Origin of the sequence: Okeania sp. SIO2B3, assembly GCF_010672525.1 — a bacterium.
Lineage (GTDB): Bacteria > Cyanobacteriota > Cyanobacteriia > Cyanobacteriales > Microcoleaceae > Okeania.
In genome coordinates, this window is record NZ_JAAHGH010000001.1 from 1 (window position 1) to 25213 (window position 25213).

Sequence of the window (25213 nt, forward strand, 5' to 3'; positions counted from 1 at the left end):
ACATGAAGCAATGATACTCACTCCCCTGAGTGATGTACAGATTGTCGGGAGCCGGATGCACGGAAACGGGCACGTCCGGATCTAACTGGGAGTTGCCCTGGGTAATACCAGGCTTCGACCCAACCAGAGTCATTTCAATTATCAGTTATCAGTTGTCAAAAAATTAATATTTTTCTGTTGAAACATATAAGTTATTGTTTTGGAATTTAGCAAAATAATCAGTTACAGGTTCTTTTTGACATCCTCCCCGGCCTAAAGGCACGGGGATTCCTACCGGGCCTTTAGCTCCTCAGCGGGTTGACGTTTTGCGCTCCGCAAAGCTCCGCTAACATAGGCTGCTGCACCCACCCCTCTTGCTCCCCTCCCGGGAGGGGATGGGGGTGGGTTACGCTTGCCTCCACGTCCGTTTTTTGTCTCGGACTGCCCGCCCGCGACTAATATAATTAAAGTCAACGACTCTCTCACGAAAGCCGTTGCTCTTCAAAACGGAGCGTGATACTTTCGTATCACTCCGCTCCTCAACGAAACAGCCTTTTGACATAGGCACATCAAATCAGGAAAATTTGTATATTACATACTCTTTTCCATCAGCATTTCTGCCCCAAACTTGACCTTGTTTGTCTGCCATATATGGAATATCGTTAACCCAGATATAGTTAACATTGTCCCAAGTTTTTAGTAACTCTTCACCCCGTTTTTGGGTGTTGTGTTCCTTAATTTTTCTGAGGTCGTACTTGGTTTTTTCATCGTGGCAATGTCGATGAAGAAGTTGCCAGTTCTTGTATTCATTCTTTCCACCAATGGCTTGAGGAATGATATGGTCGAGTTCTATAACATCCTCTTCATTGAACCACAGCCCACAGTGAGTACATTTTCCTTTTTGCTTCTTGAGCAGCAATGCCGTTCGCACTGGCATCTCAGGATGTTTACCCATTCTGGTACTCCAGTAGACTAAATCGCCGTTATATGGAGAAGCTTCCCCTTTAACTTTGACAAATCGAACTATTTCAATATCCGAATGTTTGATTAGTTTTAAGGGGTTTTTTTTCCTCCCTTGTAGCGAATGTCCATTTATTACCGTCAATATTATGAAAGTATCTGAGATAGACCCATTTTTTTCCTTTGTTTCTATGACGGTGTATTCCCCATTTAATTAGTTTCCATATCAACAAGTGATATAGTTTTTCAAACACTTTTTGACTGACTACTGTTGAGTAATAATTGCACCATCCTCTGATGAGTGGGTTCAATCTTTTGATTAAGAGAGATTGGTTAATACCCCTGCTTTTATCAATTATTTCTGCTAGTTGTCTATAGTGTCTCTTTTGACTTTCTTTACTGGGGGTGATGATAGTTTTAAACCCTAATAATTTGCCATTGACCAATCCTTATGAATACTTACCAACTTTAAATTGTCGGATGTTAAACCCCAGGAAATCAAATCCTGGTTTTTCTTGCTCATACTCATTCAGTGTGTGGGTAAGTCTTGTTTTACTCTTGTTTAGTTCTCAACCCATGTCTTTTAACCATTCAGAGATAATCTCTTTACATCTTTGGACAACGGTTATGTCTTCGTGGAGAAGCACAAAGTCATCGGCGTATCGTATAAAATTAAGGGATTTTCTCTTGTCCCTTTGACTCAATTGTGTGCCATCGGGACGTTTCATATCTATGGTATTTGCAAATTCCTTAATCTTTTCTTCCATTCCGTGGAGGGCAATATTGGCTAGGAGGGGTGATATTACTCCTCCTTGCGGTGTGCCCTCAGATGTGGGGAACAGCTTATTTCCATCCATGACACCAGCTTTTAACCAAGCTCGAATTTGTCTGCGTAGGGTAGGATAGGTATTTAATTTTCTGAGTAGCTGTTGATGGTCAATGCGGTCGAAGCATTTGGCTATGTCTCCATGACGATACTTTTTACCGAGATTATGGGTAGCACTGTCAGATCGACGAAAATTCTTCTGACACCCTGTACTGTTGACCTTTTGGTACTCAAGCGCGTATCAATCTATTTCGCTGGTTCGCAGTAACGGTAATTCACACGCACCTTTGCTTACGCTATCCATAAGAACTTACTCACGGGGTTAGGGGTAGATTCCCCGCTCCTTTCCGCTTCTATTCCCGCTTCAGAGATTGATGGCTAGTCGCTCCCTGGGGAATATGTTTTCACTACAGTGCTTGTAGGGTAAGACTTGGCCATTTCTAGAGTAATTTGGCCTCACTTACAAGGTTATGAAGTTGTCATGGCTAAAGGATTTAAGTGCGAACCTTACCTTTTATTTGGTTACTTTAGCCACGCTCCCCGTCCCTCTTGTTAAGATTTGGGGGAAACGAATCGCACTTTATTGCTGCGTTCTCGTCTCTATCGTGTTTTGCTCCACAATTGAGACAAAACCATTCTCTCACTGAAAGTTCTAATTTACCTCCTCGAAAACCACAGCTAGAGATTAAAGTCAGTGAAGAAGTCACCCCCTCCACTGCTCTCCAGAACGCAGCATGATAGTTTCCCATCACTGCGCTCCTCAGTAAAACAGCTATTGTCATTAGTACGTCACCACAAACATATCTTCGATCCATCTGTAATTTGATGGGATGTCTGATAGTTGTTTGGGCATGGCACTATTACAGCCAGTTTTGTTGCCAGACCTTTCCAAACTTCCGTCTGTTCTGGTCTTTTCATCATGGCAATGCCGATGGAGTAGTTGCCAGTTTTTGTATTCGTCCTTTCCGCCTTTTGACTTAGGGATGATATGGTCTAATTCTATTACGTCTCCATCTTTAAAGAACAATCCGCAGTGGGTACACTTCCCTTGTTGCTTTTTCAGCAGCGATGCTGTTCGCTTCGGCATCTGAGGGTGTTTACCCATTCTTGTACTCCAATAAGCTAGGTTCCCATCATAAGGACTGGCATCGCCTTTAACTTTTATATATTGTTGGCTCTTGAATGAGCCATATTCCACGCTTGGTTAAAGGGTTATTTTCCCGTGAGGTAGAAAAGACCCAATTTCTATTCCCTATTTTTTGCCAATACTTGTTAATCCAGTGTTCGCCTTTGTTGGGGTGTCAACTCTATTGCCCATCTTCGGAGTTTCCAGTATAATAAGTAATCCATTCGGTAAAATACCTTTGTTGGACATCCTATGGAAAAATAGTTACACCATCCTCTGATTATGGAATTGAGGTTTTTGATAAGTGCAGCTTGCGGTTTAGCTTTGTGCTTGTCAATAACTTCTGTGATTTTGGTGTAATGTTCCTTTTGACTTTCTTTGGATGGGGTGATGATTGTGGAAAAACCTAGTATTCGTTTTTGTGAATCTTTTCCAGATGTATATTTTCCTGCTTTAAACTGTCGGATGTTGAATCCGAGAAAATCGAATCCTGGTTTGTGTCCTTCGTTTTCTTGCAGTGTATGGATCAATCTGGTTTTGCTGGGTTTTAATTCTAAACCCATGTCTTTTAACCATTCAGAAATAACTTCTTGACACCTTTGGACAACGGTTAGACTTTCGTGGATGATAACAAAGTCATCGGCATATCGAATTAGTGTTACGGATTTTCTTCTATTTGGGAGGCTGACCTTACGTCCGCTGTCTTGGTCGATTGGATATGGCGAGGGGACCTCGCCATCCCTCGACCGCTTTTTTCTCTCATATCAAAATCCTTGGCAAGTTCTTTGATTCGAGATTCCATCCCGTGGAGGGCTATATTTGCAAGTAAGGGGCTGATGACCCCACCTTGGGGTGTACCCTCAGATGTTGGAAACAACTCTTTCCCATCCATCACACCAGCTTTTAACCAAGCTCGGATTTGTCTGGTGTAGGGTCGGATAGGTATTTAATTTTTCTATGAGTCGTTGATGGTTGATATTATCGAAACATTTGGCAATGTCTGCATCAAGCACATATTTGGCCTTTTGATTGATTGCTATAAAAATTGCTTCGATGGCATCTTGACATGAGCGCCCTGGCCTGAAGCCGTATGAGGACGGTTCAAATCGGGCTTCCCATTCTGGTTCTAAGGCCATTTTTACTAGCCCTTGCAATGCGCGGTCGTACATGGTCGGTATTCCCAAAGGTCTTTTTTCATCCTTACCTGGTTTCGGAATCCATACTCTCCGAGTGGGTTTTGCCTTTGAGCCTATTTTTACTTGGTTGACCAGGATGAGACGTTGCTTTGGGGTCAGCGACTTAATGCCATCCACACCTGCCGTCTTCCTACCTTGATTGTCTTGGGTTACTCGACGCACCGCTAAACATTTTGCAGACCATGATTTTGTTAGTAATTTTTGGAGTCTACGAACTGTTCTGACATCTCCACGACGTGACGCTTTGTAAATCCGATGAATGCAACTTAAAGACACATCTTTGGGCTTTTCGCCAGTTGATGTCCCTCCATTTATACATCGGCTTTGGTTCCGTGTTCATAACTTGACATTGCTACTTGTAGCTTTACATTCCGTATTACCGTGAGTCCGTCTGCATATCCTCATCATTACAATGAGGCGTTGGCAATTGAGCTCAATCTTTCCCATCTATTACCTACACCTGTGGTAGATTTTCCGTCTTAGCTGACTACTTAATCAATCGACCTTGACTAAGAGTAATAAATGGGTTACTTCGTTCCAAATAACCATTGGTTTATTCCTTGAGGACGATACTCTCCGCCTATATTCGGGAAACACATATCAGATTGAGGTATGATCTCTCCGATTCCCTTAGTCTTTGCCCTTTTGGGACTTAAGCGTGTATCAACCTATTTCACTGGTTTTCACTCAAGACGGTTCGGACGTATCTTTGTATTTCTATCCATGGGAACTTGCTGAGGTGGCATTGACTCTAGGTTGAGTTACCTTTACCCTTTCATCCCTGCTTCAAAGATTGATGGCTAGTCGCTACCTTGAGGGAAAGTGCTTTCACTCCTGTGTCTGGAGGACTGGACTTGAGTTTTCGTTTGATACTTGCTCGCACCAGTATGGTTATTTAGTTGTCATCTGTTGAGGATTAAAGTGCGAACTCTACCTTATTGGTTACTCAACACAAGCCAATCATCCCCCTATTTTTTAGGTTTCGACTGAACGAATCGCACCATACTTGGGACGTTGGTTCAAGGGCGACTTATTACTCTAAAATCACGACCGTACTTTTCTGCCTTTCCTTCTAATAGCGTTCTAAATTGCCTCCAACCTAAATCTGATACCCAACCCACCCCCATCCCCTCCTGGGAGGGGATGGGGGTGGGTTGCGGTTTTTCACCATTCCTGAAACATTCAAATCCTCTAAAACAATCGTTTGGTTTTCACGAATTATTTCAGTAGACAATTTATGCAGAAAATCTGTTCTAGTATCCTTTAGCTTGGCATGTTTGCGTAGCATTCCGTAGGAAAATTTAGCCACTTTCAACCGAGCTTTTTCGTACCTTTTAGAGCCTCTAGTTTTTCTAGACAAAAACTTACTTAACTTACGTTAGCGTTTGCGTAGCATTCCGATAGGAAAGCTCCTCTGAAAGAGGCTACTTATTAATTCTTTTCTTTAAGGGTTTTGGTGCATCAATTTTTTCTCCATTACTCAATGTAGCAAAAGTTTTGATACCTAAATCTATACCTACTGAATTATCAGTTTGAGGTAAAGCTTCAGGCAAAATTTCTACTACAAAACTTAAAAAATATCTATTAGCAGAGTCTTTGATAATAGTTACTGATGATGGAGCAGCAGGTAATTCTCACAGGCGAAACTATTTTTAGTTTCCCAATTTTAGCTAAATAAACTTTGTGTTGACCTACTTGAAAACCTCTTCTTGTAAACCTAGCAGTTTGTTTTGACTTTCTAGTTTTGAATTTAGGAGGTTTAACAGGTCTACCTTTTCTCTTACCTAGGGACGTTGCATGCAACGTCCGTACTTTGAAAAAGTTTTGATAGGCTTGGTTTAAATCATTCAAAGATTGCTGCAATGGTATAGCAGAAACTTCTGATAGCCATTCTCTATTCTCAGTCTTTTTAGCTTGAGTGATAAAAAGCTTTTGTAGTTCTGAATTAGTGGCTTTATTTTCTCCTGATTTATGCTTCTTTTGGCAGCAAGCTAGACTATCATTCCAAATCACACGGACACAACCAAATAGTTTGGCTAATCGGTATTTTTGTCCCGGTGTTGGATAGATACGATACTTAAATCTAGCTTTCATAATCTGATTATTAAACTAACAACATGATAACATATTTATTGAAATAAAATCAACTCAAAAGTCGCCCGCTTATGGGCGAGGCTTTAAACCCAATTTTCTGGTAAAAATAGCTTTAATATGTAGGGTTTGCGTATGGAAAGTCTTTTTGCTGAGGTAGGAGACAACCCACCCGCGGGTCCCGACCAACCCACCCGCGGGCCCCGACCGTGGAGGGGAGGGGAAGACAGGAGAAATGGCTCGGGAGCGAGGAGGTAGGAGTAACAATTATCAATTTGGGATTTTTCTGCCCAACTATGAGCCTAAAATACGCTCCATGCATGAGCTGTTCGGTGGAAAAGCTAACACTTTTTTAGACCTAAAAATGCTACAACCTTTATCTGTCAATGCTTTTATATTTAATCAGCAAGCCCTAATTATTTTAATACTGTTGATAGCTCCCCACCTAATAGTCAAACGGCGCTGTTAGTTGACACCGACTTGCTTTTCAGTCAAGTGAGGCATCACTTCTTCAGCAAACAATTCTACAGAAGCCGTAGCATTTTCTACTGAAATAGTGTTAAAGTTCACCTGCATAGATGCAACCTCAAAACCTCCAACCCTTTCATAGTAGTTGGCAATTGTCTTGCGCAATTTTTCAGGGGTACCAATCCAAGCAGCTCCCTTTTCTATCTGAGATTCAAAGGTTTCTTGTTGTAGTGAAGCAATAATTTTATCGTAACCTGGATAATCTACCGAGCAAGTACCCGTTAGCCAATCAGAAGCAGCTTCTACTAAAGATTTCAAATAGCTATTTAATGGTTGACGAGCAATGGCGATCGCCTGCTCCTCCGTTGGCGCACAGAACATATGAAAAGCCAACATTACCTTACCTTGGCCTGGATGACCGGCAGATTTCCAGGCATCTCGATATAGCTTAATTAACTCGGCCATTTTCCCACCAGCTAAAGGAATTGCCATTACTCCATAACCCTTTTCACCAGCAGTAACAAAAGATTCTGGTGTAGCCAGACACGCTACCCAGAAGGGAGGGCGGGGAGTTTGAGTAGGACGAGGCAAAGAAGTAACATTATCAAAGCTGTGAAACTTACCCTCCATCGTTACGTTTTCTGCTTCGAGGAGGCAACGTACCTGTTCCATTCCCTCCACAAAGCGGGCGCGGCTTTCATTCAAATCAATCCCAAATCTAGCAAATTCATGGGGTAGAAATGCACGGGCAAAGCCAACTTCTAGACGTCCGTTGGAAATGGCATCTAACATCCCAATTTCTCCAGCAAGTTTAAGTGGATTATTGAAGACAGGCAAAACTGCTCCGGTAATCAAGCGAGCTTTTCGAGTTTGTTGGGATGCTGCGGTGAGAAAAACGATAGGATTAGGGCTATATCCGCCGTATGGATGGAAGTAGTGTTCGACAATTCTAACATTAGTATAATTAAGTTTGTCGCACAGACTTACCAGATGGAGAGCTTCATGAAAATACTGTGCTCCTGACTTCTGTTGAGGGCTAACATCGGGAAAAAACTGTAAACCAAATTCCATTTTGTTTTTCAAGTTGATAAAGAATAAAATCGAGTAGCTCAATTGCTGGGCAGTTATGGTAGCTACTTTTCAGTAATGATGGCTTCAATTTCCATGTCTAGTTCTGAGCGACATATATCTGAATGCAAATAGATAAGTCTATCGGCAGCAGCGAAATTTTTCTTAACCATCTGTTGAACAACAGGCAAATCAGAAGGATGGCGGATGTAAATGGTGAAGGAGCGATCATAAAGCATTGGGTCTGGAAGTCCTCGATTAAAACCCATACGTTCAAACACCAGTTTCATGTTATCTAGAGTTACCTCAAACTGTTTTTCAATATTGCCTTTGCCCACAGAATCATGTCCTTTGATGCTAGCTGTTCCTGACAGATAGCCAATACGTTTACCATTGCACTTAATAACGGTTCCTCTCGCAAAACTTGGCGAACGTGGTCCATACTGGGGTGGGTATTTGTAGGCTGAAACTTGTTCGGGATTTTCCACATTACTAATATTTTCCTTAACTGCAATAAAATAGATTGCATAGGTGTCATCAGCAATTCCTATACCTGTCCCTGCTGGTAATTTTACAGAAAAGTTTGCCCCGTAAAAACTTTCAAATGCCAGGGATCTACCTTGACAGAAAGATTTATAGTTTTCCAGACCTCTACTTTCATTATTAATGTAGGGAACATAATTCCAAATGCGACATAAATTCCAGTCTTGGGTCAGCTCTAGCAAACTTAAATATGTTTTGTATACAAATTCGTTTAGAGGATATTTTATCGGTACAGTGGAAGCACCTATTAGTTGTGATTTTGTTTGTAGCAGATGAAAGCCTTGTTCGCTGTATTTTTTTCCTAATTTGCTAGAGTAATTAATAATAGATCGCCCTTCCAGAATAGGAATTTTGAGGTACAAATTAATTTCATCTATGGTTGAAATGCAGAAGGTTCGATCTTGTCCAAAATAAATATTCATATTACTTTTAACTATGCAACTATTAGTTATATAGCAATTCCCATGCTGGTGATGTACCGTCATTCGTTGGTTTTAAGGCACAGCAAATAGGGAACAGAATACAAATAAAAATAGGTATACCTCATTGGGCTGAGAAACCCTATATCACCTGCTTCATCGCTTTTGATACTAACTTTTACATTTCATTCCTGTCAAGTTGAATAAAAAATAAATTTATTTTGACCAAAAAATAAGGTTTCAAGGCTCCCCTTTCAAGGGAATGAAAAAAATAAAGTTCAATATTTCAATTCACTTTCTTTCCTAGGTCATACTGTGCAAACAGGCAGAGGTACTGATAACTAATAACTTATAACTGATAACTGAAATGACTACTTGTGATAATTTTTGTCTGATTAGAATAATTTGATGTTAAAGTTTTTCCTCCCTCCAAATTAGATAAATAGAATTATAAAAAAATAAAAATAAAAATAAAATCAATTATTATCCATAAAGTATAATTTTATTCTACTATTTATTGTTTCCTGTTCGGGTGCATCTCAATTGATCTAAAAGTAATTTTACTCAATAAATAGGGATAAATAGGGTGTGTCTCTTATGTGCAAAAAAACTTTTTTCCTATATATTCCCTGTTGTCTTTCGGAGCTGTTGCCTGTTGCCTAAAAGCGATAATTTTTTGGCTTTATTCTTGCATTGAGATGTACCCTCCTGTTCCCTATTTTATCAAAATAATATGGGTCTAAAACCCCGCCTTTTAAAGCGCAATATTTTTGGAGCGAAGCTCAAATCCCCGTCACAAAAATAACTTTTGATTTCTGAGTTATGACTTCTGACTTCGTTAAGGATATGTCTAATAATAATAGTAATTCTAATATATAGAAGAACATGAAAAAAGTGAATGTTTTAGGAATTGATGGCGGTGGCACCAAAACAGAAGCCGTTTTAATGGATGAGAATTATCAAATTCTTGGTAGTAGTAAAAGCGGTCCGTCAAATTATCAGAGTGTAGGAATTGAAGTAGCAAAAAAATCGATTCAAACCGCTATTAGTCAAGCAGTTAGTAATAGTAATAGCCATCAACCAATTTCTGGAATTTGTCTTGGTTTAGCAGGAGTAGGAAGACCAGAAGATATTCAAGTAGTAGAAAATTTCCTCCAAGAAATTATTACCAATCTTCCGATAAAATGGGCATTACAGCCAAATACAATAATTATATGTAGCGACAGCCCAATTGCTCTGGTCGGTGGTACTGGTCATTCCGTAGGTATTGTTGCTATGGCAGGTACAGGCTCTCAAATATTTGGACAGAATAGTCAGGGGTTAACTAAACGAGTTGGTGGTTGGGGCTATCTGTTGGGAGACGAAGGTAGTGGTTATAATATAGCTATTCGGGGTTTACAAGCAGCTTTGAAAAGTTATGATGGACGTGAATTACCCACGACTCTAATTACAGATTTTCAAGCATATCTGGGCCTAACAAATATTGAAGGTCTAATAGAAGTAGTCTATCGTCGTGGATGGGGTCCAAAACAGATAGCAGCACTTGCTCCTATTGTCTCCACAGCCGCAGATAAGGGAGATAAGGTTGCTAAGAAAATTATCAACGATGCTGTAGAGGAGTTAAGCATAGCTACAAAAATTGTGATATCTACCTTATTTCAGCCTCACGAAACTTTTGAGGTTGTTACTATTGGAAATGTCTGGAAGAGTATGATTAATTTTCGCGGTCAATTTGAAGATTCTATCATAGCGGTCGCTCCTGCTGCCAAAATCATATGGCCTCGAAATCAACCTGCTTATGGTGCAGGAATTTTAGCCTTGAAAGCTATTGCTATGTAGGTAAAGAATAGGGAATAAAAAATCTTGTTATATAAAAAATTTAGCAATTTTCCCTGACCTTAAAAATTTAAATAGCTATCAGCTTTTAGCTAGCCTCTTGGGTCGGAACTACGTTAACAGCGCTTCAGCTTTGAGCAGCTCTGGGTAAAAATTCCCAGCTTCTGAGCAACCGGATGGCCTTCGGAGGAGTTGAAATCTCCTTTCCGTTCCGGAATGCTCCGCTCTCCGAGGGTGTCTCAAAAAAAATCTGCTGATTGCTGAGGTGCTTCTTTCAATAGCTGAGGTTGCACTGCTATATCTAATCAGATATTTATGACACTACTGGAAATTTTCTATTTGGAGAATATTATCTATGTTTAATTCAAAAAAAAGCCGTTTTGGAACATCTTTATTATTAGCTTTAGGTATGACATTAACCACAGCAACACCTCTAATTTCAAATCCTGCTATGGCTCAATTTTATCGGCGAAGAACATTTCTTGGGAACCAACAAAGTCAATTTCCAAACAACCAACAAAGGCAAATTCCAAACAACCAACGAAGACAATTTTCTGTAGCAGGAATACCAGCAGGAACACTTATACCTGTGGAATATGAGGAAGCAGAAAAAGTAGTCCTAAGTCCAGATGAATCTATGAGATTAACGTTAACAGTAGCACAAGATATTCGAGATGTTCAAGGAAGAGTAATCATACCCTTTGGCAGTCTCATAGAAGGTCAACTACAACCTGTTTCAGATGGTACTCAATTTGTTGCCGAACAGTTAATTATCCGCGGTCGCAGAAGGTTTCGTTTTGACGCTATTTCTAGGGTAATTACCGATACTGAAAAAATCACAAAGGGTGCCGATGCTGGAGATATTTTGAAGGGTGCCGCTGTGGGTGGTGCTGCTGCTACTTTACTATCTGGCATTACTGGGGATAAAGTAATTGCCACAGAAAGAGTGTTAGCTGGTGCTGGGTTGGGTGCTTTAGCTGGAGTATTATTGGGTCGGGAAAAAGCAGAGGTGGTCGTGATTTATCCAGAGGAAGATTTGGACTTGAGATTGCGGTCTGATTTTGCATTGCGTTAATTTATATGCAAAATCAAGATTTATAGCAAATATTCATCCAAATGGCATGAGTAGTAGTTATAATAGATTCAATGTGCGTTATCCTTATGCAACTTGATTGAGATCGAGTTCCAATAATTGAGCAATCAAAAAGCCGATCCTATCTATACAGAAGATATCCCTCTATTATTCATTTACTACAGCAGTTTTGGAGTTGATGAAGTACAAAGTTTTACGAGTATAGGAAATAGGGAATAATATCATGTCTGCTTAATAGCGCGATAGAACTCCGTTCCGCTTACGCGACCAAAAACTTCCTTCTTTATTCCCTCCTAACTCCTGACTCCTCCGAAGTATTCAACCAGACATAATATAACGTTATCTCTCAGGTACTAAAGTAGATCGTCTAACTGTTCAAAACTTTGAACCTTCAATTTATTCAAAGCAGATTTAGCTGCAGCTTGTTCCGCAGCTTTAATTGATGGTCCCTTACCCATGCCAAGTTTCTTGCCTTTAAACCAAACTTCTGCAAAGAAACGTCCGCGATCGCCATGAATCTTATTAGTTTCCTGAACTTGATAATTTGGCAGTGTTTTGTAATGACCTTGAGTCCATTCTTGGAGAGCTGCTTTATAATTTTGCCTAGCTGGGTCACTGCGAATTTCTGCAATCAAGATTTCAAAGTGAGAGTCTAACCAGGGGCGAATTAATTCTAAGCTATTGGTGCTTAAATAAAGAGCAGCTAAAACAGCTTCAAAAGAATCTGCTATTCGTGACTCTTCCCCAGCTCGATCTCCTGCCGCACTTTTAGATACCAGTAAATAACGACTCCACCCATATTTATTAGCAATTTGTGCTAGAGAGCGATCGCTCACCAAAATAGAACGAATGGCAGCAAATTCTCCTACTGGGTAATTTGAATATTTTTCAAATAGTAACTCGGCAGCTACCAGTCGTACTACTGCATCACCTACAAACTCTAATTGTTCATAATTATGTGTTGAGGAAACTGTAGAATGGGTTAAAGCCAAATCTAGTAAATTCCATTTTATTGCTGCTTGTTGAGGTATGGATAACTTTTCTATTAGAGATTGAAGTTGCTTTTGGCGAGGATGATATATTTGAGTCATTGTTTGGATGCTTTTGGTCTCTCCCAATTTATTTGTTTACTTTTAGGGTTAAGGAATAGCAAAAACTAAATTATCCAATTTTTGGACTCTCCTACTCCCTACTCCCTACTCCCTACTTCCTACTTTGCTAATTTTAGTGCAATGGAATATTTGTTTCAGAACTTACCCATCAGGTCCGGGAAACTAGGATTTGAGATAGCTGTTCCGGACTCCTCCGTAAACCCTGTCGGTCGTTTCGGGCGAAAATACGTTGCAGGTGGGTAAGCCCTAAATTTATTTTTACAGTTAAACAATCTATATATTATTACATAAGGTCGATGAAGATATATCGATCTAGGGTCTAAATTACCAACACCCAGAAAACTTACCAAGGATTACCAATTAATGTAAAAGCTGACCAATAATAAGGGTGGGAAAAAATTTCATCGCCAAACTCTGACAACTCTGGTGGTAGTTGTAACTCTCCCCTAGTTCCACTTAACTCACCCATATTTATACCTACTTCCCCTCGTATCATTGCAATTTGAGCTTGTCGGAGCGCTTCTGCTCTCAGTAGTGTTTTTTGCAAGTGTTGATAAAATTCTGTCATTAATGCCAATGTTCCAATATCGCTGACATTCCACAAACTTGCTAATGCTGATCTAACTCCTGACTTCACTGTTAACCCCGCAAAACCCAATTCTGCTTGTCTATCCCCCAAAGCAGTGCGACAAGCACTTAATACTAATAATTCTACTGGAGGGTCATTCAGTTTCAACTTTTCTATTTCATCTAATCCAATTTTTTCATCATTCCAAAACTGTATATAAGACCGTTCTGGTTTTCCTGGTCTAAACTCTGCATGGGTAGCCAAATGAACTATGTCATAAGATTTTTTTTGTCGTTGTTCTTGTAAATTGTTAACTGTGAAATCTTGATTCATCAAAGCATTACCTTGCCATGTAAATCGTGTGATTTTGTTAATTTCTACTGGTACTGCTGGTAAAGGTTCTAGTTCTTTAAATTCTGATGCTCCCATTGCTAATATTTCAGCATTTTTAATTTTATTATAGTTAGTATCTATCAGATTAAATGCGGGAATTCTAGTAAGAGCATACTTTTCTATCAAAAAGTTTTCTCCATCATGTAATGCTGCTAATGGTAAAGTTCGTAATCCCATCCCTAAACAGAACATAATAGTATCTATTCCCTCCTGTTCTAAAGCTGGCTCTAATGGCTTTACAATCCATTTATGCAACTTTTGTGCTGATTCTAAATATGATTTAGTATTGCGTTTTCTAGGATTTGTAATTTCTACATTTAGCCTTCTAACTGTATTAATTAACTGTGGTTTATCTGCATCACTAACACTATAAATTTCTGGTTTTTTGCCTGGAGTTATTAATACTAGCTGCAATTGTTCGGCTCGTGACCAAACCCAAATAACAGCAGGTTTTGTACCAGTTTGTTGAGATATATTTGAAAGAGTTTCAGCAATATCTTCAGCCGTTACTGAAAAGTCACCTAGATTTTCATCAAAATATTTTTCATAGTCTCTTTCCCAATGTTGTTCAACTTGATTTACTGCTTCAATAAAATCTTTCTGCTCTAAAAATCTATCCCAGTCCTCTTCTTTAACAGCGATCGCTGATTGTTTTACCAGCAAAATATTTAAGATAATGGTACTAAAAAAAATTAAGATAAATAATAAACAAAAAATAATTCTTTTTTTCCATTTCTGATGATACATAGTTTTACTCCAGAGGCTAATATTACTGATTAAACTTATATTTATCCCTAGCAGTCCTATTTGAATTATGCAGAAAATATCTTAAGAATTAGGAAGGATTATAAATTTTTAATTATACTATAATTTTGCTATTTTGTCAAAGTTAAATTTGGCTTCTGAGTAATATCATGTCCGGTTGAACAGTTATAAATAAATAACGACGGAGTCCTCAGGAGTCAACCCACCCCTAACCCCTCCGGTGGAGGGGAAGTCAGGAGTCAGGAGGGAAGAAAGAAGAAGGAAGAAGAACAGGAGGAGAAGGAGAAGGTTTTTTTATCACTAATAGACATCTCCAAAAATCAAAAATAGAATCAATTCTTATCCATAAATTATCAATTATTTCCCCCTGTTGCCTGTTGCCAGATGAGCTGTTGCCTCTTTTCTGGAGAAGTCTAATTATCCGGACATGATATAAGTTTGTAAATTATTCGGTAGTCTTCCATAGTAATAGTCAAGCTCTGAATATGGAATCAAAGATTCAGTTTGTGGCAATGAATTCAGTTGTTTCCATAAGCATTACCTTAAGTAGGGCTTGCTGATTAAATCTAAAAGCATTGACATATAAAGAATTTAGCCTTTTTGGGGCTTTTCAAAAGTGCCTGGTTTTCAGCTATTGATGCTCATGCATGGAGCGTATTTTAGGCGTATAGTTGGGCAGAAAAATTAAGGGACAAAACGCCCGCTCCTACCTCCTCGCTCATTCCCATTTCTCCTGTCTCGGTCCTTCCCCTACTGGGAGGGGTCCGCGGGTGGGTTTCTCCTACCCCTACTAAAAGACTAGTGAAGCGCAAACCCTAAGTACATCTGCTCTAACTATGGGGATATTCCCTGTGTCTTCTGCAAATTTCAACTCCGATAATTTCAGTTTTGATTTTTCTCAAAAGTTTATTTATATCATGTCCGTTGGGGCGCGTTTGTGTAAACCCAAGGGTGAATATCTGGAAATTTAAGTTTTTTTGCAGTATGTGCTTTTGGCTGCAAGACTCAGAAGTCAGAACTCAGGAGATGCAGTTAGAGAATAGGGGAAAAAGAAACATGGGCAGTCTTGCAGCCGTAATGGTATAGAACCCCTAAGCGTATCTTCATAAATATGCGCGTTTTTTTAGCCTTGAGACAGGAGACAGCTATACAGGAGACAGGAGACAACCCACCCCTAACCCCTCCCAGGAGGGGAAGAAGGAAGAGGGAAGAGGGAAGATGTGGGGAGAAATAATACAAAAAATTCAACACACCAACACCAAGATTTTTCTTCAAAATTGATGCGCGAAAAGACTTGACTAGCATAATTATATAGATATCAAATGGGTTGTATACAAGAACAAGGGGTGCCTGGCAAAGGAGCAAAATGTTCCCACTGCCTTACGTCACAAAATAATGATAATGCACCACCACCGAAAAATCCTCCCATCTCCCCCACTCCCCCACTCCCCTACTCCCTTCCCTAACTATATAATATGGATAGAATTCATTTGATATCTATACAATGTAGGCGATCGCAACTTCCTCATCCCTAACTTGCCATCATAAAGAAAAACTAGATATCCAACATATTTCTTGCCCACTCAATACATAACTTTGCCTGTTCCGCCCAAAAATCAGAACCCCAATAAACAAAACAACTGGTTTCACACAACAATAACGCTCTAGTTTTTTCAACAGACCCCTTACCAGACTCTACAACCTTGGCATAATCTTGACTCAACTTTTCAACTGCTGCCAATACCTCTTGTCTTAAGTCTCCTTCTTGCCATTGCTGATGACCCCCTATCCACGAACCCCCGGTTGACTTCAGTCTTACCTCTGTCGCTGAACCCTCTGATAAATATGTATCGATATATTGACTTACAGTCAGAAAACCTACATCAGACCAACGATCGCTCTCCCGAAACAGAGGAACAAAAGAATTCTTAAAATATTCAAACATCATCACATTACCATTTTCCCCATCAGAAGTCGGCACTACCAAAGCAGGCGGTTTCATTCCCACTTCTTGCCCACGATATCGCACATCACTAATACAACCATCAGCATTTTGACCACTTTGCTGTCGAATACCCATATCCGTATCCCTAAGCACACAGAGAATACGTTCCGACTCACCATCTGACTCTACCACCAACCAATGCACTCGGTTTTCTAACTCTGGCGTACTCCAACCTTCAGGATGTTCCAATGCTGCATTAGGTAAAATAATCCATTCATAACCACACTTCTTCAACAGACGTATAAATCTCAATGCTTCAGCAGAGTCTCCTGTCATACCCATCTCCGGTAACCAAAACCCTCTTATCCGTGATAGTGCCTCTGTCCCAAATAAATCGGCAAAGACTCGTCGCCATTCCATAATTTGAGCTTCGTGGTCTCGTTCAGGAGTGGCCGGAAAATAGCAATGACTATATGCACTACCAGTAAATTCTATCGTGTCTGAATATTCTGTGAGAACTTCTCGCCAAAGACCAATGACATCTCCTACTGGTTCGTTATCAACGTGAAGATGAGAAAAAATACCATTGGTCGAAAGCTTGGCCATTTCTTCCAGCAATACTCCAGAGTAATCTACCATCATCCGGGGTTGATAACCTTCTTGTGTAAGTTGTTTCGCATAACGGGCCGGATTTTTGTATGCTTGAGCAAACCATTGAGCATTCCAATGCTCTTCAGAGTTTTCTTCACCACCAAGCATTTTTTCTAAGTTGCCCTGTAGTTGACCATTATTCCAAATCGGAGGTTGATGAAAATGTAACCAGGGGACAAATATAGACAGAGAATTGGGACTTGACACGTTCTGACACTCTTCCTGGTACTAAACTATTCATGGATTTATTACTTATAGCACTATTAAGAAAAGTTAGGAAAAGTTCTCAAATCTTGAAGCTCGATCGAACTTTTGGGGAGTTTCAGAAGCCAAAGTTCAAATCTACAATTATTAGTTGACCGTCAAAAGCATAGAAACTAACTTTGTGAATGTTCTCGGCATTCACAGTTAATTGAGCATTTGGAGGAATATTTGAATTAGAGTCAAGCAAATTTGAGGCGGACATTTCGTCTTTGGCCAGAAGTTCTTCATTTTTATTATAGGCTGACAAGACTGTTCGGCGAGAACTGGTGACCACTGCACTGACAAACTTGACTGGAGATTTAAAGTAAATTTCTATTAGGCCACTTTTTGGCGCTCCCATTAATACTTTGACACCTGGAGGAACTGCAAAAGCAGGGTTTGAGGGTTCAATTGCAATTGCATTAGAGAAAGTGAGGCCCCAATTTTTAAATTGATGGTCTACTACTTCAAAGGATTTTAAGTTTTCTAGGCCAAGGCGAATACAACTAGGCATTGTTGAGAGTTGTAAGAATTCTAATTCAGTATTTTCATAGCCAGGAGTAGCTACGAATGTATATCCATTGTTGAAATTGTTGACCCTGAAGTTATTAGTTAGAGGATTGATGTTTTTAGTTGTATCAATCGGAAAAGTCTTTAGCATTGGACATCCTTGATAAATTGGTAATCGCGTCGAGGGGTGAGACCCCTCACCATATTATTACTTATAGCTTATTCTTTAGAACTTTGCGTTGCTCAGGAGAATTTTCATTTTATTTAAAACTTCACTTTGAGCAAGAGAATTTTCGCTTTGTATCGATGACTAAGATTTACAAATTTTAATCAAGCTTAAAACTCAGACAACGTAATATTTTTCCTTCTTTCTTCTGCTAGCTATATATATATGTAGGTTTATAGCGCTATGCATTAAAGTCAGGACATTTCTAAACCCTCAAACCCTTTAACAGTTTACTATTCCCTATTCCCTGTTCTCTGTTCCCTAGAGCAATAAACTTTGTACCTCATCAACAAGATAACTGCTGTAAGATATAAAAAATTAACCGAGTCTCTGACTAAAGCAGTGTAGAAACTCGGTATGTGGAATTTTTGACCCAATTTTAAGTTTTAAGAATCATTTGTTGCTGACAAAACCTTAAGAGATCAAGCCTATTTCACCTTCAATATTAAATTTTTTTTGAGGATGTTCTTTTAAGAACAATTCCACCCCTTGTCGTACTTGTTGTCCCCAATAATCTAAACCAACATCATGAAGAATAATTGTTCCTTCTGGTTTAATATAACTAGAAAGTAGTGTTAGGTCTTGTTTGACCGCTTCCGTTCGATGGTCTGCATCCAGAAATGCTAGGTCGAATGGTCCATATTCTTCACATAGCTCTCGACCAATAATTTCTCTGTCCTCAAGATTAATCCCATAATTTACTACTTTCTCTAAATCTTCTTTGTTAGGAAAACCGCAAGAAAAAAAACCTCGTTTTAAGGTAAATCTTGTCAAAATATCAAAGTGTTTAAGGACTTTTTCAACAAAATATAAATGAGTTTGTTTATTTTTAATTTCAAATTGTTTAACACAAAGAAGATTTAGAAGTTCTACAGGAAGGTCGGCATCCACACAAACAATTTTTGACTCTGGCAGACACAATCCTAATATAGCAGTGGAAACTCCGACAAATGTGCCAATTTCTAATATCTTTTGAGGATTTTTTTGACGGCTGATATTAATCAATTTTTCTGCATCATCAAGTTTGACTGAAGCATTTTCAATAAATTCTCTTTCAAGTCCTTGTTGACTAAGAAAAGATAATGCTTTTTCTCTTGCTTCTTTGACAGTTATCATGGTTACAGTGGCTTTTTTTTTATATGTAGGATCTTTATATTTTTAGCATATTCTATAGGAGGATAATCTTTAAACTTCAAAAAATTAAATCCTGAAAAGAACAATTAGGATGCGTAAGGAACTTAATTTACTCTCAAATCTCATTTACCTTGGCATCTCTTTTTTTCCAAAAATCATCACGCATAGTTTGCTCTGATTTTAAGCGAGCAAGTTTTGCTTTTTCCAGGTCTTCATTAAATTTACAAACTATTGCTTGTTCATACTGATAATTCACTATTTCTCCAGGTGTCAAAACAGGTTGTATAAGAGAAACCATTTTAGCTCCAATGGCAGTGTGAATTTTTTCTTGAGTTTGCCCAGAATAACGTCTTCCAGTAATAATATACCAAGCAAACATTTCACAATTATTAGTATGAATATTGTATTTGCCAAACTTGTGTAAATATTCACAAGCTCGCTGTTCTTGTTCAACTGTTAATTCTGCCCCTTTTCCCCGATATTCAATTCCTTGAGGACCCCATCCAATTGAATTTTTAAATGTTCCATCAGACGAAATAAAATAATGTCTAGCAATTCCAGCAGTGGGTTCAATTGCAATACTATAAATTGAGGTACTCATATATTTTATACTCCTTTTATTTATCTGTATTTTTTAAAGTCTATGCTATTGCAAATTGCTTAATAGACTGCTTGCAGAAGTCAGGTAATAGGGAATAATAAATAGGGAAGAGGGAGATTAAATTGTTGATTTCAGTTCTTAAATTAATTTAATTAAAACTTTTGCAAGAGGTCTAATATACATCTGGTAAAAATCAAAAATAAAATCAATTATTATCCATAAATTATCAATTATTCCCCTCCTGGGAGGGGGAAGGGCTAGGGGTGGGTTCCCTGTTTCCTGTTCCCTGTTCCCTCTTTTGGAGGAGATGTATAATGTATTTAACAAGTGCTTTAAAAAATAGAAATTATCATCTTAGCTAAACGTTCCATTCCTTCTTTAATATCCTCATCAGAAGCAGTTAAACTAATCCGAATACACTCCTGTTTATGAGACCATTCTTCGTGCAAACCAGGGAAAAAAGAACTGCCAGGCACAACAATAACCCCCACCTGCTTCAACTTTTGATACAGTTCCCAGTCAGTTATCGGTAAATCTTGAAACCATAACCAAGCAAAAATTGCCCCCTCAAAACTATGGAGAAACCAAGGCAAATTTTTTGGTAGAGCTTTTGATAAAGTTGATTCTAAAATTGAAAACTTATTTTGGTAAAAAGGCCGAATTACTTCAGTAGAAATTGCTGCCAAGGCCCCAGAATTAATTGCATAAGTAGCGATCGCTTGTCCATAACGAGGAGAATGAATACACATATTAGTCTGGAAAGCCTGCAAAACCTGAATTATTCTTTCATCCCCAATCGCAATGCCGATTCTTTCTCCAGGAAGTCCAGCTTTCGATAAACTCATACAATGACAGATATTGTCCCCAAATATTGGCTCCATCTCCACAAAATTTAATCCTGGATATGGGGGAGCATAAGCCGCATCCACAAATACTGGCACATCATAAACAGCGGCATGATCTGCAATTTTCTTAACCTCATCAGCACTAATCACATTACCAGTAGGATTACAGGGGCGTGAGAAAATGACACAGCCAGTATTTTCATCAATGACCAGTTGACTAAAGTCTGGACAATATTTGAAGCGATGAGACTCAGCATCTATTTCCAGAGTCGGTTTATAAGCAACCACCGCTTCTGGCACTAAACTCACTCCGCCATAACCTGTATAATCTGGACTGAGAGGCAGAACAATTTTTTTCAGAGTTTGACTGCTAGTATATCCACCAAAAGCATTAGCAGCATAGAAATATATAGACTGAGAACCAGGAGTAATTAAAATATTGCGATCGCTTAAATTCAGGCCATAGCGACGATTAAAATCATTAATAACTGCATCAATCAACGGTTGATAACCCTGAGATGAACCGTAACGCCCCACAACTTCCCCATATTCTGGACTGGCCAATAATTTTGTGGTACAATCCCGCCACAACTTTTCTAATTCTGGCAAAACCAAGGGATTTCCTGAACTGAAGTTGAGAAACTTCTGTCCCTGGCCTACTTGTAGGGTAGCAATAATATCTGCCATAATTGCCCGCACACCTGTGAGGCGGGACATAGTTGTACCAAATTCACTTAAGGCAGGATTGACCATAGCATCTAATCAAATATAAATATATTGACAATTTTTTAATTGTAGCCAAGAGTAATTCTAGCAGGCAACTGTCCTTCTTCCTTCTTCCTTCTTCCTTCTTCCTTCAAAAATAAATGAACAATAGTATTTGGCAAGCAGATTATTATCGCCGTCCACTCAAGGATAAACAAGGCCAACAATTATGGGAATTATTAATTTGTACTCCCACTCGTAGCCTAGAATTTACGGCTATTTGTCCCCAGTCAGAAGTTAATGCCCATTGGCTAGTGGAGCAACTTAGAAAAGTGGGTCAAGGCCAGGATGTACCAGATACAATTCAAGTATTTCGACCTCAATCTTTGGGTTTAATTGAAACCGCAGCTCAAATGTTGGGGGTAAAAGTGGAAGCGACTAGACGTACTACTGCTTTAAAACAATGGTTACTGGAGAGGGTGCAAGAATATCAGAAAATGGAAACATATACTGAGGAATCTTACGATCCCTTAAAATTAGATTCTCCTCCACCCGTGCCATTAGCTGAAAATCTTTGGGGCGATCGCTGGAGATTTGCTACATTACCTGCAGGTAATATTAAGGATATTATTGAGCGCCCAATTCCTATTTTGGCAGTACCTGAATTTCTTTTACCCTTGAATTTAGGATTATCTTCAACACTTCCTATACCAGGGGTTGTTATAGATGGAGGTCGTCAGTCTATGAGATTAGCTCAATGGTTAGAAGCAGCGCAACCATACTTTTTAAAGTATGTTTCTGGCGATCCTGACGGGTTAATTTTAGAAGCGGGATTAGTAGATCGGTGGGTAGTTGCTACTTTTTCAGACCAGGAAGTGTCACTAGCAGCTCAAGTTTATCAACAGAGAAAACAATATAGTCAGGGGTTACATTTTCTGTTAGTACAACCAGATGATTCTGGGATGACTTATAGTGGATTTTGGCTTTTACAATAAAAAAAATGGCGTTGCTGAAGCACGTGTATGATATTCATCTTAATTACTGAGGACTCAGGAGTCAGGAGTAAACCCACCCGCGGGTCCCGACCGTGGAGGGGAAGTCAGGAGGGAAGAAATAAGAAGAAAGAGTAGTAGAAGAGAAAGTTTTTTGTTCGCGCTCTTATCCGGACATGATATCATGTCCGGTAGCATCGGAGCGTGTATAAAATTAAGGTGACACTCTTGAGAAAACCTCCTGCCTCCTGCCTCCTGCCTCCTGCCTTCCTTCCACCAAAGTCTAATTATTCAACCGGACATGATATGACATCACATTTCTTTTCACCAACGCCAAAAAAATTAATTTATAGCAGAAGGAAGAAGGAAGAACGAAGAAGGAAAAATCTTGCGTTGTCTGAGTTTTAAGCTTTTGATATGTTCTAAAAGTAATGGCGACTGCTATAACTCATGGTCAAGCTAGGAAACATGATTAAAGGTTTTCCAATTGTTTATCTGTATAGGTTGTCACCTAAGGGAAGTCTATTGAAGCTAATTTGAGGAAAAAGTAAGTAACATCATGTCAGTTTAATTGAGACCTGAAAAAACCGACCCTCTCACTTCAACCGCAAATACAGCATTTTTAAAGATGCTGAGGTACAGTTCAACATTACAGTGGTTTTCATTTGGGTAGACCACTGTAGGGACATTCCATGGAATGTCCCTACAAGGTTTTGCTTGTGAATATGTGTGGTTCATCAATTTGAAAAGCGCTGTAATCTATCTTTCCTACTCCCTGCTCCATTCTCCCTACTCCATTCTCCCTACTCCCTGCTCCACTGCTGCCCAAAATAGATTGTACCTCCGGAAAGTTGGACAGTGCTATATCTGTATTCTCCCTGCTCCTTTGCGAGACCGATAGGTCATAGGAAACAGTAAAATGTCTAGCAATACTAAACATTTCAGGATTTAGCTCTACTGACTACTAAATTAAATTAAGGTTGTTCAACCGGACTTGATATGATGAGGAATTAGAAGGAAATCATCACGAATTGACTCTAGACTCTGAAGCAACATTCAAAAGTCATAACTTCAGAGAAATTTTAAAAAGTTCATACAATTCCTATTTGACAACACTAATTCGTCCAGCCATTAATTCTTCATAAACTTGTTTAATCTGGTTTTGTTCTGTGATACTTAAAAGATTAGGCAAAAACAATGCTGCTCTTAAAAACTGGCGATCGCTAGCCGAAATTTTACGAGCGGCAAAAATATTACTGACAACTAATTCTAGGGAAGTTGTTTTAGCTTTAGCTTGGGATTTGTTCATTTTTCCTAATAAATCAGATAATTGTCCGACAAAAGAGAAATATTCCAAAAATATTGGCTACCCGCAGAAAATAGAAAAAATATCTGGGTAGGAGAATTGCTTAGCAGAATCAAGAAAGGGCAAGACAGAAAATTGATTAATTCTTATTTTCCTACAATATTACAAAAGTATAGTTTGTTTTATGAAAATTTGGTAAAGATTAAGCATTAACATTGAATATTTTGAAAAATTAATTTTTTTTTATACATTTGGCGATGAAAAAGACTTAGATATATAGTATCATTAATACATAAGTATTAATGATAAACACTTACTTGACTCTGTGCCCTGTTCTCTATAGTCCCCTATTGCTAGTTATTTATCTTTATCTGTAATGGGTCTAATACCCCACCCCACTGTGACCTGCGGTACCAATGCTGTTGGTGGGGTAATACCCCCCACAGGCCGTATTCTTAGTCACTTCCTTCAATAAGTATTTAAACCTATACAATCTCAAATAATTTCACCAGAAATCAGGTAGAATACCTAAAAAATCAAACATATTAGCTAACCTCAGGATGACCAAAGTAAAAATAGGAATTATTGGTGGTAGTGGTCTGTACAAAATGGAGGCACTCACAGATTTGGAGGAGATACGGGTAGATACCCCCTTTGGGTCTCCCTCTGATAGTATTATTGTTGGTACTTTAGAAGGAACACGAGTAGCATTTCTCCCCAGACACGATCGCAACCACGCTTTATTACCATCTGAATTACCATTTCGCGCCAATATCTATGGTATGAAAAGTCTAGGTGTGGAATATTTAATCTCTGCTTCTGCAGTTGGTTCTCTCAAAGAAGAAGTCAAACCACTAGACTTAGTAGTAGTAGACCAGTTCATTGACCGGACAAAAGGTCGGATATCTACTTTTTTCGGTGAAGGTATAACAGCACACATTACTTTTGAAAATCCTACTTGTCCTCAACTAGCAAAAATGCTGGCGGATGCTGCGGAAAGTTTAAATTTGCCCGATGTAAATGTGCATCGCACTGGCACTTATTTATGTATGGAAGGGCCAGCTTTTTCCACTAAAGCGGAGTCGAATTTATATCGCAGTTGGGGCGCAACAGTTATCGGGATGACAAACTTACCAGAAGCGAAGTTGGCAAGGGAAGCGGAAATAGCTTATGCAACTTTAGCTTTATCTACAGATTACGATTGTTGGCATGAAGAACATGATAGCGTGACTGTCGATATGGTGATTAATAATTTAAAGAAGAATGTTGTGAATGCCCAAAAAGTTATTCAGGAAACGGTGCGGAGATTGAGTCAAGAACAGTTTGTTTCTGATTCTCATTCAGCTTTGAAAAATGCCATCTTAACTCCTTTGGATAGGGTACCTACTCAGACGAAGGAGAAGTTGAAATTATTATTGCAGAAGTATATATAGAAATCTCTCAAAAATATGATTTGAGGGCACATTTAGACACCTGATAGTACCAAGCAATGTCTAATCATGTCACTTTTTTCCAATTATTTAACTTCAGTAGTTATAGCAGAAGGAAGAAAGAAGAACCGAAGAATCGAAAGAGCAAAAAATCTGGCGTTGTCTGAGTTTTAAAATTTTGA

General features: G+C 38.9%; 22 protein-coding genes and 1 pseudogene. 4 read left to right on the top strand and 19 right to left on the bottom strand.

Annotated features, from left to right (window positions below):
* Positions 1-270: 270 nt before the first annotated feature.
* The 11 genes and pseudogenes from F6K15_RS00005 to F6K15_RS00045 form a co-directional block, all read right to left on the bottom strand.
* Positions 271-453, bottom strand: a complete 183-nt coding sequence (locus tag F6K15_RS00005) for a hypothetical protein (RefSeq protein ID WP_293055463.1) — start codon at positions 451-453, stop codon at positions 271-273.
* A 100-nt stretch (positions 454-553) separates the two neighbouring features.
* A pseudogene (locus tag F6K15_RS00010) lies at positions 554-1907 on the bottom strand (group II intron reverse transcriptase); the annotation flags it as partial.
* A gap of 385 nt (positions 1908-2292) precedes the next feature.
* Positions 2293-2580 carry a zinc ribbon domain-containing protein gene (locus F6K15_RS00015; RefSeq protein ID WP_363266987.1) on the bottom strand — a complete coding sequence of 96 codons (288 nt, stop codon included), beginning with the start codon at positions 2578-2580 and terminating at the stop codon, positions 2293-2295.
* Positions 2547-2870, bottom strand: coding sequence for an HNH endonuclease signature motif containing protein (locus tag F6K15_RS37995; RefSeq protein WP_363266989.1), 324 nt, complete (start codon positions 2868-2870; stop codon positions 2547-2549). The genes F6K15_RS00015 and F6K15_RS37995 overlap by 34 nt, the downstream gene beginning before the upstream one ends.
* 167 nt (positions 2871-3037) lie before the next feature.
* On the bottom strand, positions 3038-3604 hold the full coding sequence (locus tag F6K15_RS38000; protein ID WP_363267066.1) for a group II intron maturase-specific domain-containing protein: 567 nt from the start codon (positions 3602-3604) through the stop codon (positions 3038-3040).
* A 147-nt stretch (positions 3605-3751) separates the two neighbouring features.
* Positions 3752-4363 (bottom strand): reverse transcriptase N-terminal domain-containing protein, encoded by a 612-nt coding sequence (locus tag F6K15_RS38005; protein ID WP_363266991.1) that lies wholly within the window; start codon positions 4361-4363, stop codon positions 3752-3754.
* A gap of 823 nt (positions 4364-5186) precedes the next feature.
* Positions 5187-5447 (bottom strand): transposase, encoded by a 261-nt coding sequence (locus F6K15_RS00025; protein ID WP_363266993.1) that lies wholly within the window; start codon positions 5445-5447, stop codon positions 5187-5189.
* Positions 5448-5511: 64 nt separating this feature from the next.
* Positions 5512-5640, bottom strand: coding sequence for a transposase (locus tag F6K15_RS00030; RefSeq protein ID WP_293055469.1), 129 nt, complete (start codon positions 5638-5640; stop codon positions 5512-5514).
* Positions 5641-5671: 31 nt separating this feature from the next.
* Positions 5672-6181, bottom strand: coding sequence for a helix-turn-helix domain-containing protein (locus tag F6K15_RS00035; RefSeq protein WP_293055472.1), 510 nt, complete (start codon positions 6179-6181; stop codon positions 5672-5674).
* 462 nt (positions 6182-6643) lie between these two features.
* A complete protein-coding gene (locus F6K15_RS00040; RefSeq protein ID WP_293055475.1) occupies positions 6644-7717 on the bottom strand; it encodes an LLM class flavin-dependent oxidoreductase in 1074 nt (357 codons plus the stop codon).
* Positions 7718-7779: 62 nt separating this feature from the next.
* Complete coding sequence (locus F6K15_RS00045; RefSeq protein ID WP_293055478.1) at positions 7780-8679, bottom strand: hypothetical protein; 900 nt, start codon at positions 8677-8679, stop codon at positions 7780-7782.
* A gap of 882 nt (positions 8680-9561) precedes the next feature.
* On the opposite strand from F6K15_RS00045, the gene F6K15_RS00050 reads away from it, so the two are divergent.
* Positions 9562-10515, top strand: a complete 954-nt coding sequence (locus F6K15_RS00050; protein WP_293055481.1) for an N-acetylglucosamine kinase — start codon at positions 9562-9564, stop codon at positions 10513-10515.
* Between the two features lie 352 nt (positions 10516-10867).
* Positions 10868-11587, top strand: coding sequence for a hypothetical protein (locus F6K15_RS00055; RefSeq protein ID WP_293055484.1), 720 nt, complete (start codon positions 10868-10870; stop codon positions 11585-11587).
* Positions 11588-11958: 371 nt separating this feature from the next.
* Here F6K15_RS00055 and rnc read toward each other — a convergent pair whose 3' ends face one another.
* The 7 genes from rnc to F6K15_RS00090 all read right to left on the bottom strand — a co-directional run bounded on the left by rnc (position 11959) and on the right by F6K15_RS00090 (position 21351).
* A complete protein-coding gene (gene rnc / locus F6K15_RS00060) occupies positions 11959-12696 on the bottom strand; it encodes a ribonuclease III (protein ID WP_293055487.1) in 738 nt (245 codons plus the stop codon).
* Between the two features lie 364 nt (positions 12697-13060).
* Complete coding sequence (locus F6K15_RS00065) at positions 13061-14425, bottom strand: CHAT domain-containing protein (RefSeq protein WP_293055490.1); 1365 nt, start codon at positions 14423-14425, stop codon at positions 13061-13063.
* Positions 14426-15998: 1573 nt separating this feature from the next.
* The gene (locus tag F6K15_RS00070; protein WP_293055492.1) at positions 15999-17246 is read right to left on the bottom strand and encodes a glycoside hydrolase; all 1248 of its coding nucleotides are present in this window, start codon (positions 17244-17246) and stop codon (positions 15999-16001) included.
* A gap of 115 nt (positions 17247-17361) precedes the next feature.
* Positions 17362-17943: a hypothetical protein gene (locus F6K15_RS00075; protein ID WP_293055494.1), complete on the bottom strand. Its 582-nt coding sequence runs from the start codon at positions 17941-17943 to the stop codon at positions 17362-17364.
* Between the two features lie 489 nt (positions 17944-18432).
* Entirely contained in the window at positions 18433-19134 is a 702-nt protein-coding gene (locus F6K15_RS00080; protein WP_293055496.1) for a class I SAM-dependent methyltransferase, read from the bottom strand.
* Between the two features lie 133 nt (positions 19135-19267).
* On the bottom strand, positions 19268-19753 hold the full coding sequence (locus F6K15_RS00085; protein WP_293055499.1) for an NC domain-containing protein: 486 nt from the start codon (positions 19751-19753) through the stop codon (positions 19268-19270).
* 332 nt (positions 19754-20085) lie between these two features.
* Positions 20086-21351, bottom strand: a complete 1266-nt coding sequence (locus F6K15_RS00090; protein ID WP_293055502.1) for a valine--pyruvate transaminase — start codon at positions 21349-21351, stop codon at positions 20086-20088.
* A 113-nt stretch (positions 21352-21464) separates the two neighbouring features.
* On the opposite strand from F6K15_RS00090, the gene F6K15_RS00095 reads away from it, so the two are divergent.
* Positions 21465-22298, top strand: coding sequence for a Tab2/Atab2 family RNA-binding protein (locus F6K15_RS00095; protein ID WP_293055505.1), 834 nt, complete (start codon positions 21465-21467; stop codon positions 22296-22298).
* A gap of 1099 nt (positions 22299-23397) precedes the next feature.
* Here the strand turns inward: F6K15_RS00095 and F6K15_RS00100 are convergent.
* Complete coding sequence (locus F6K15_RS00100; protein ID WP_293055508.1) at positions 23398-23604, bottom strand: hypothetical protein; 207 nt, start codon at positions 23602-23604, stop codon at positions 23398-23400.
* A 557-nt stretch (positions 23605-24161) separates the two neighbouring features.
* Between F6K15_RS00100 and F6K15_RS00105 the strand changes: the two genes are divergently transcribed.
* Complete coding sequence (locus F6K15_RS00105) at positions 24162-25034, top strand: S-methyl-5'-thioadenosine phosphorylase (RefSeq protein ID WP_293055511.1); 873 nt, start codon at positions 24162-24164, stop codon at positions 25032-25034.
* Positions 25035-25213: the final 179 nt, after the last annotated feature.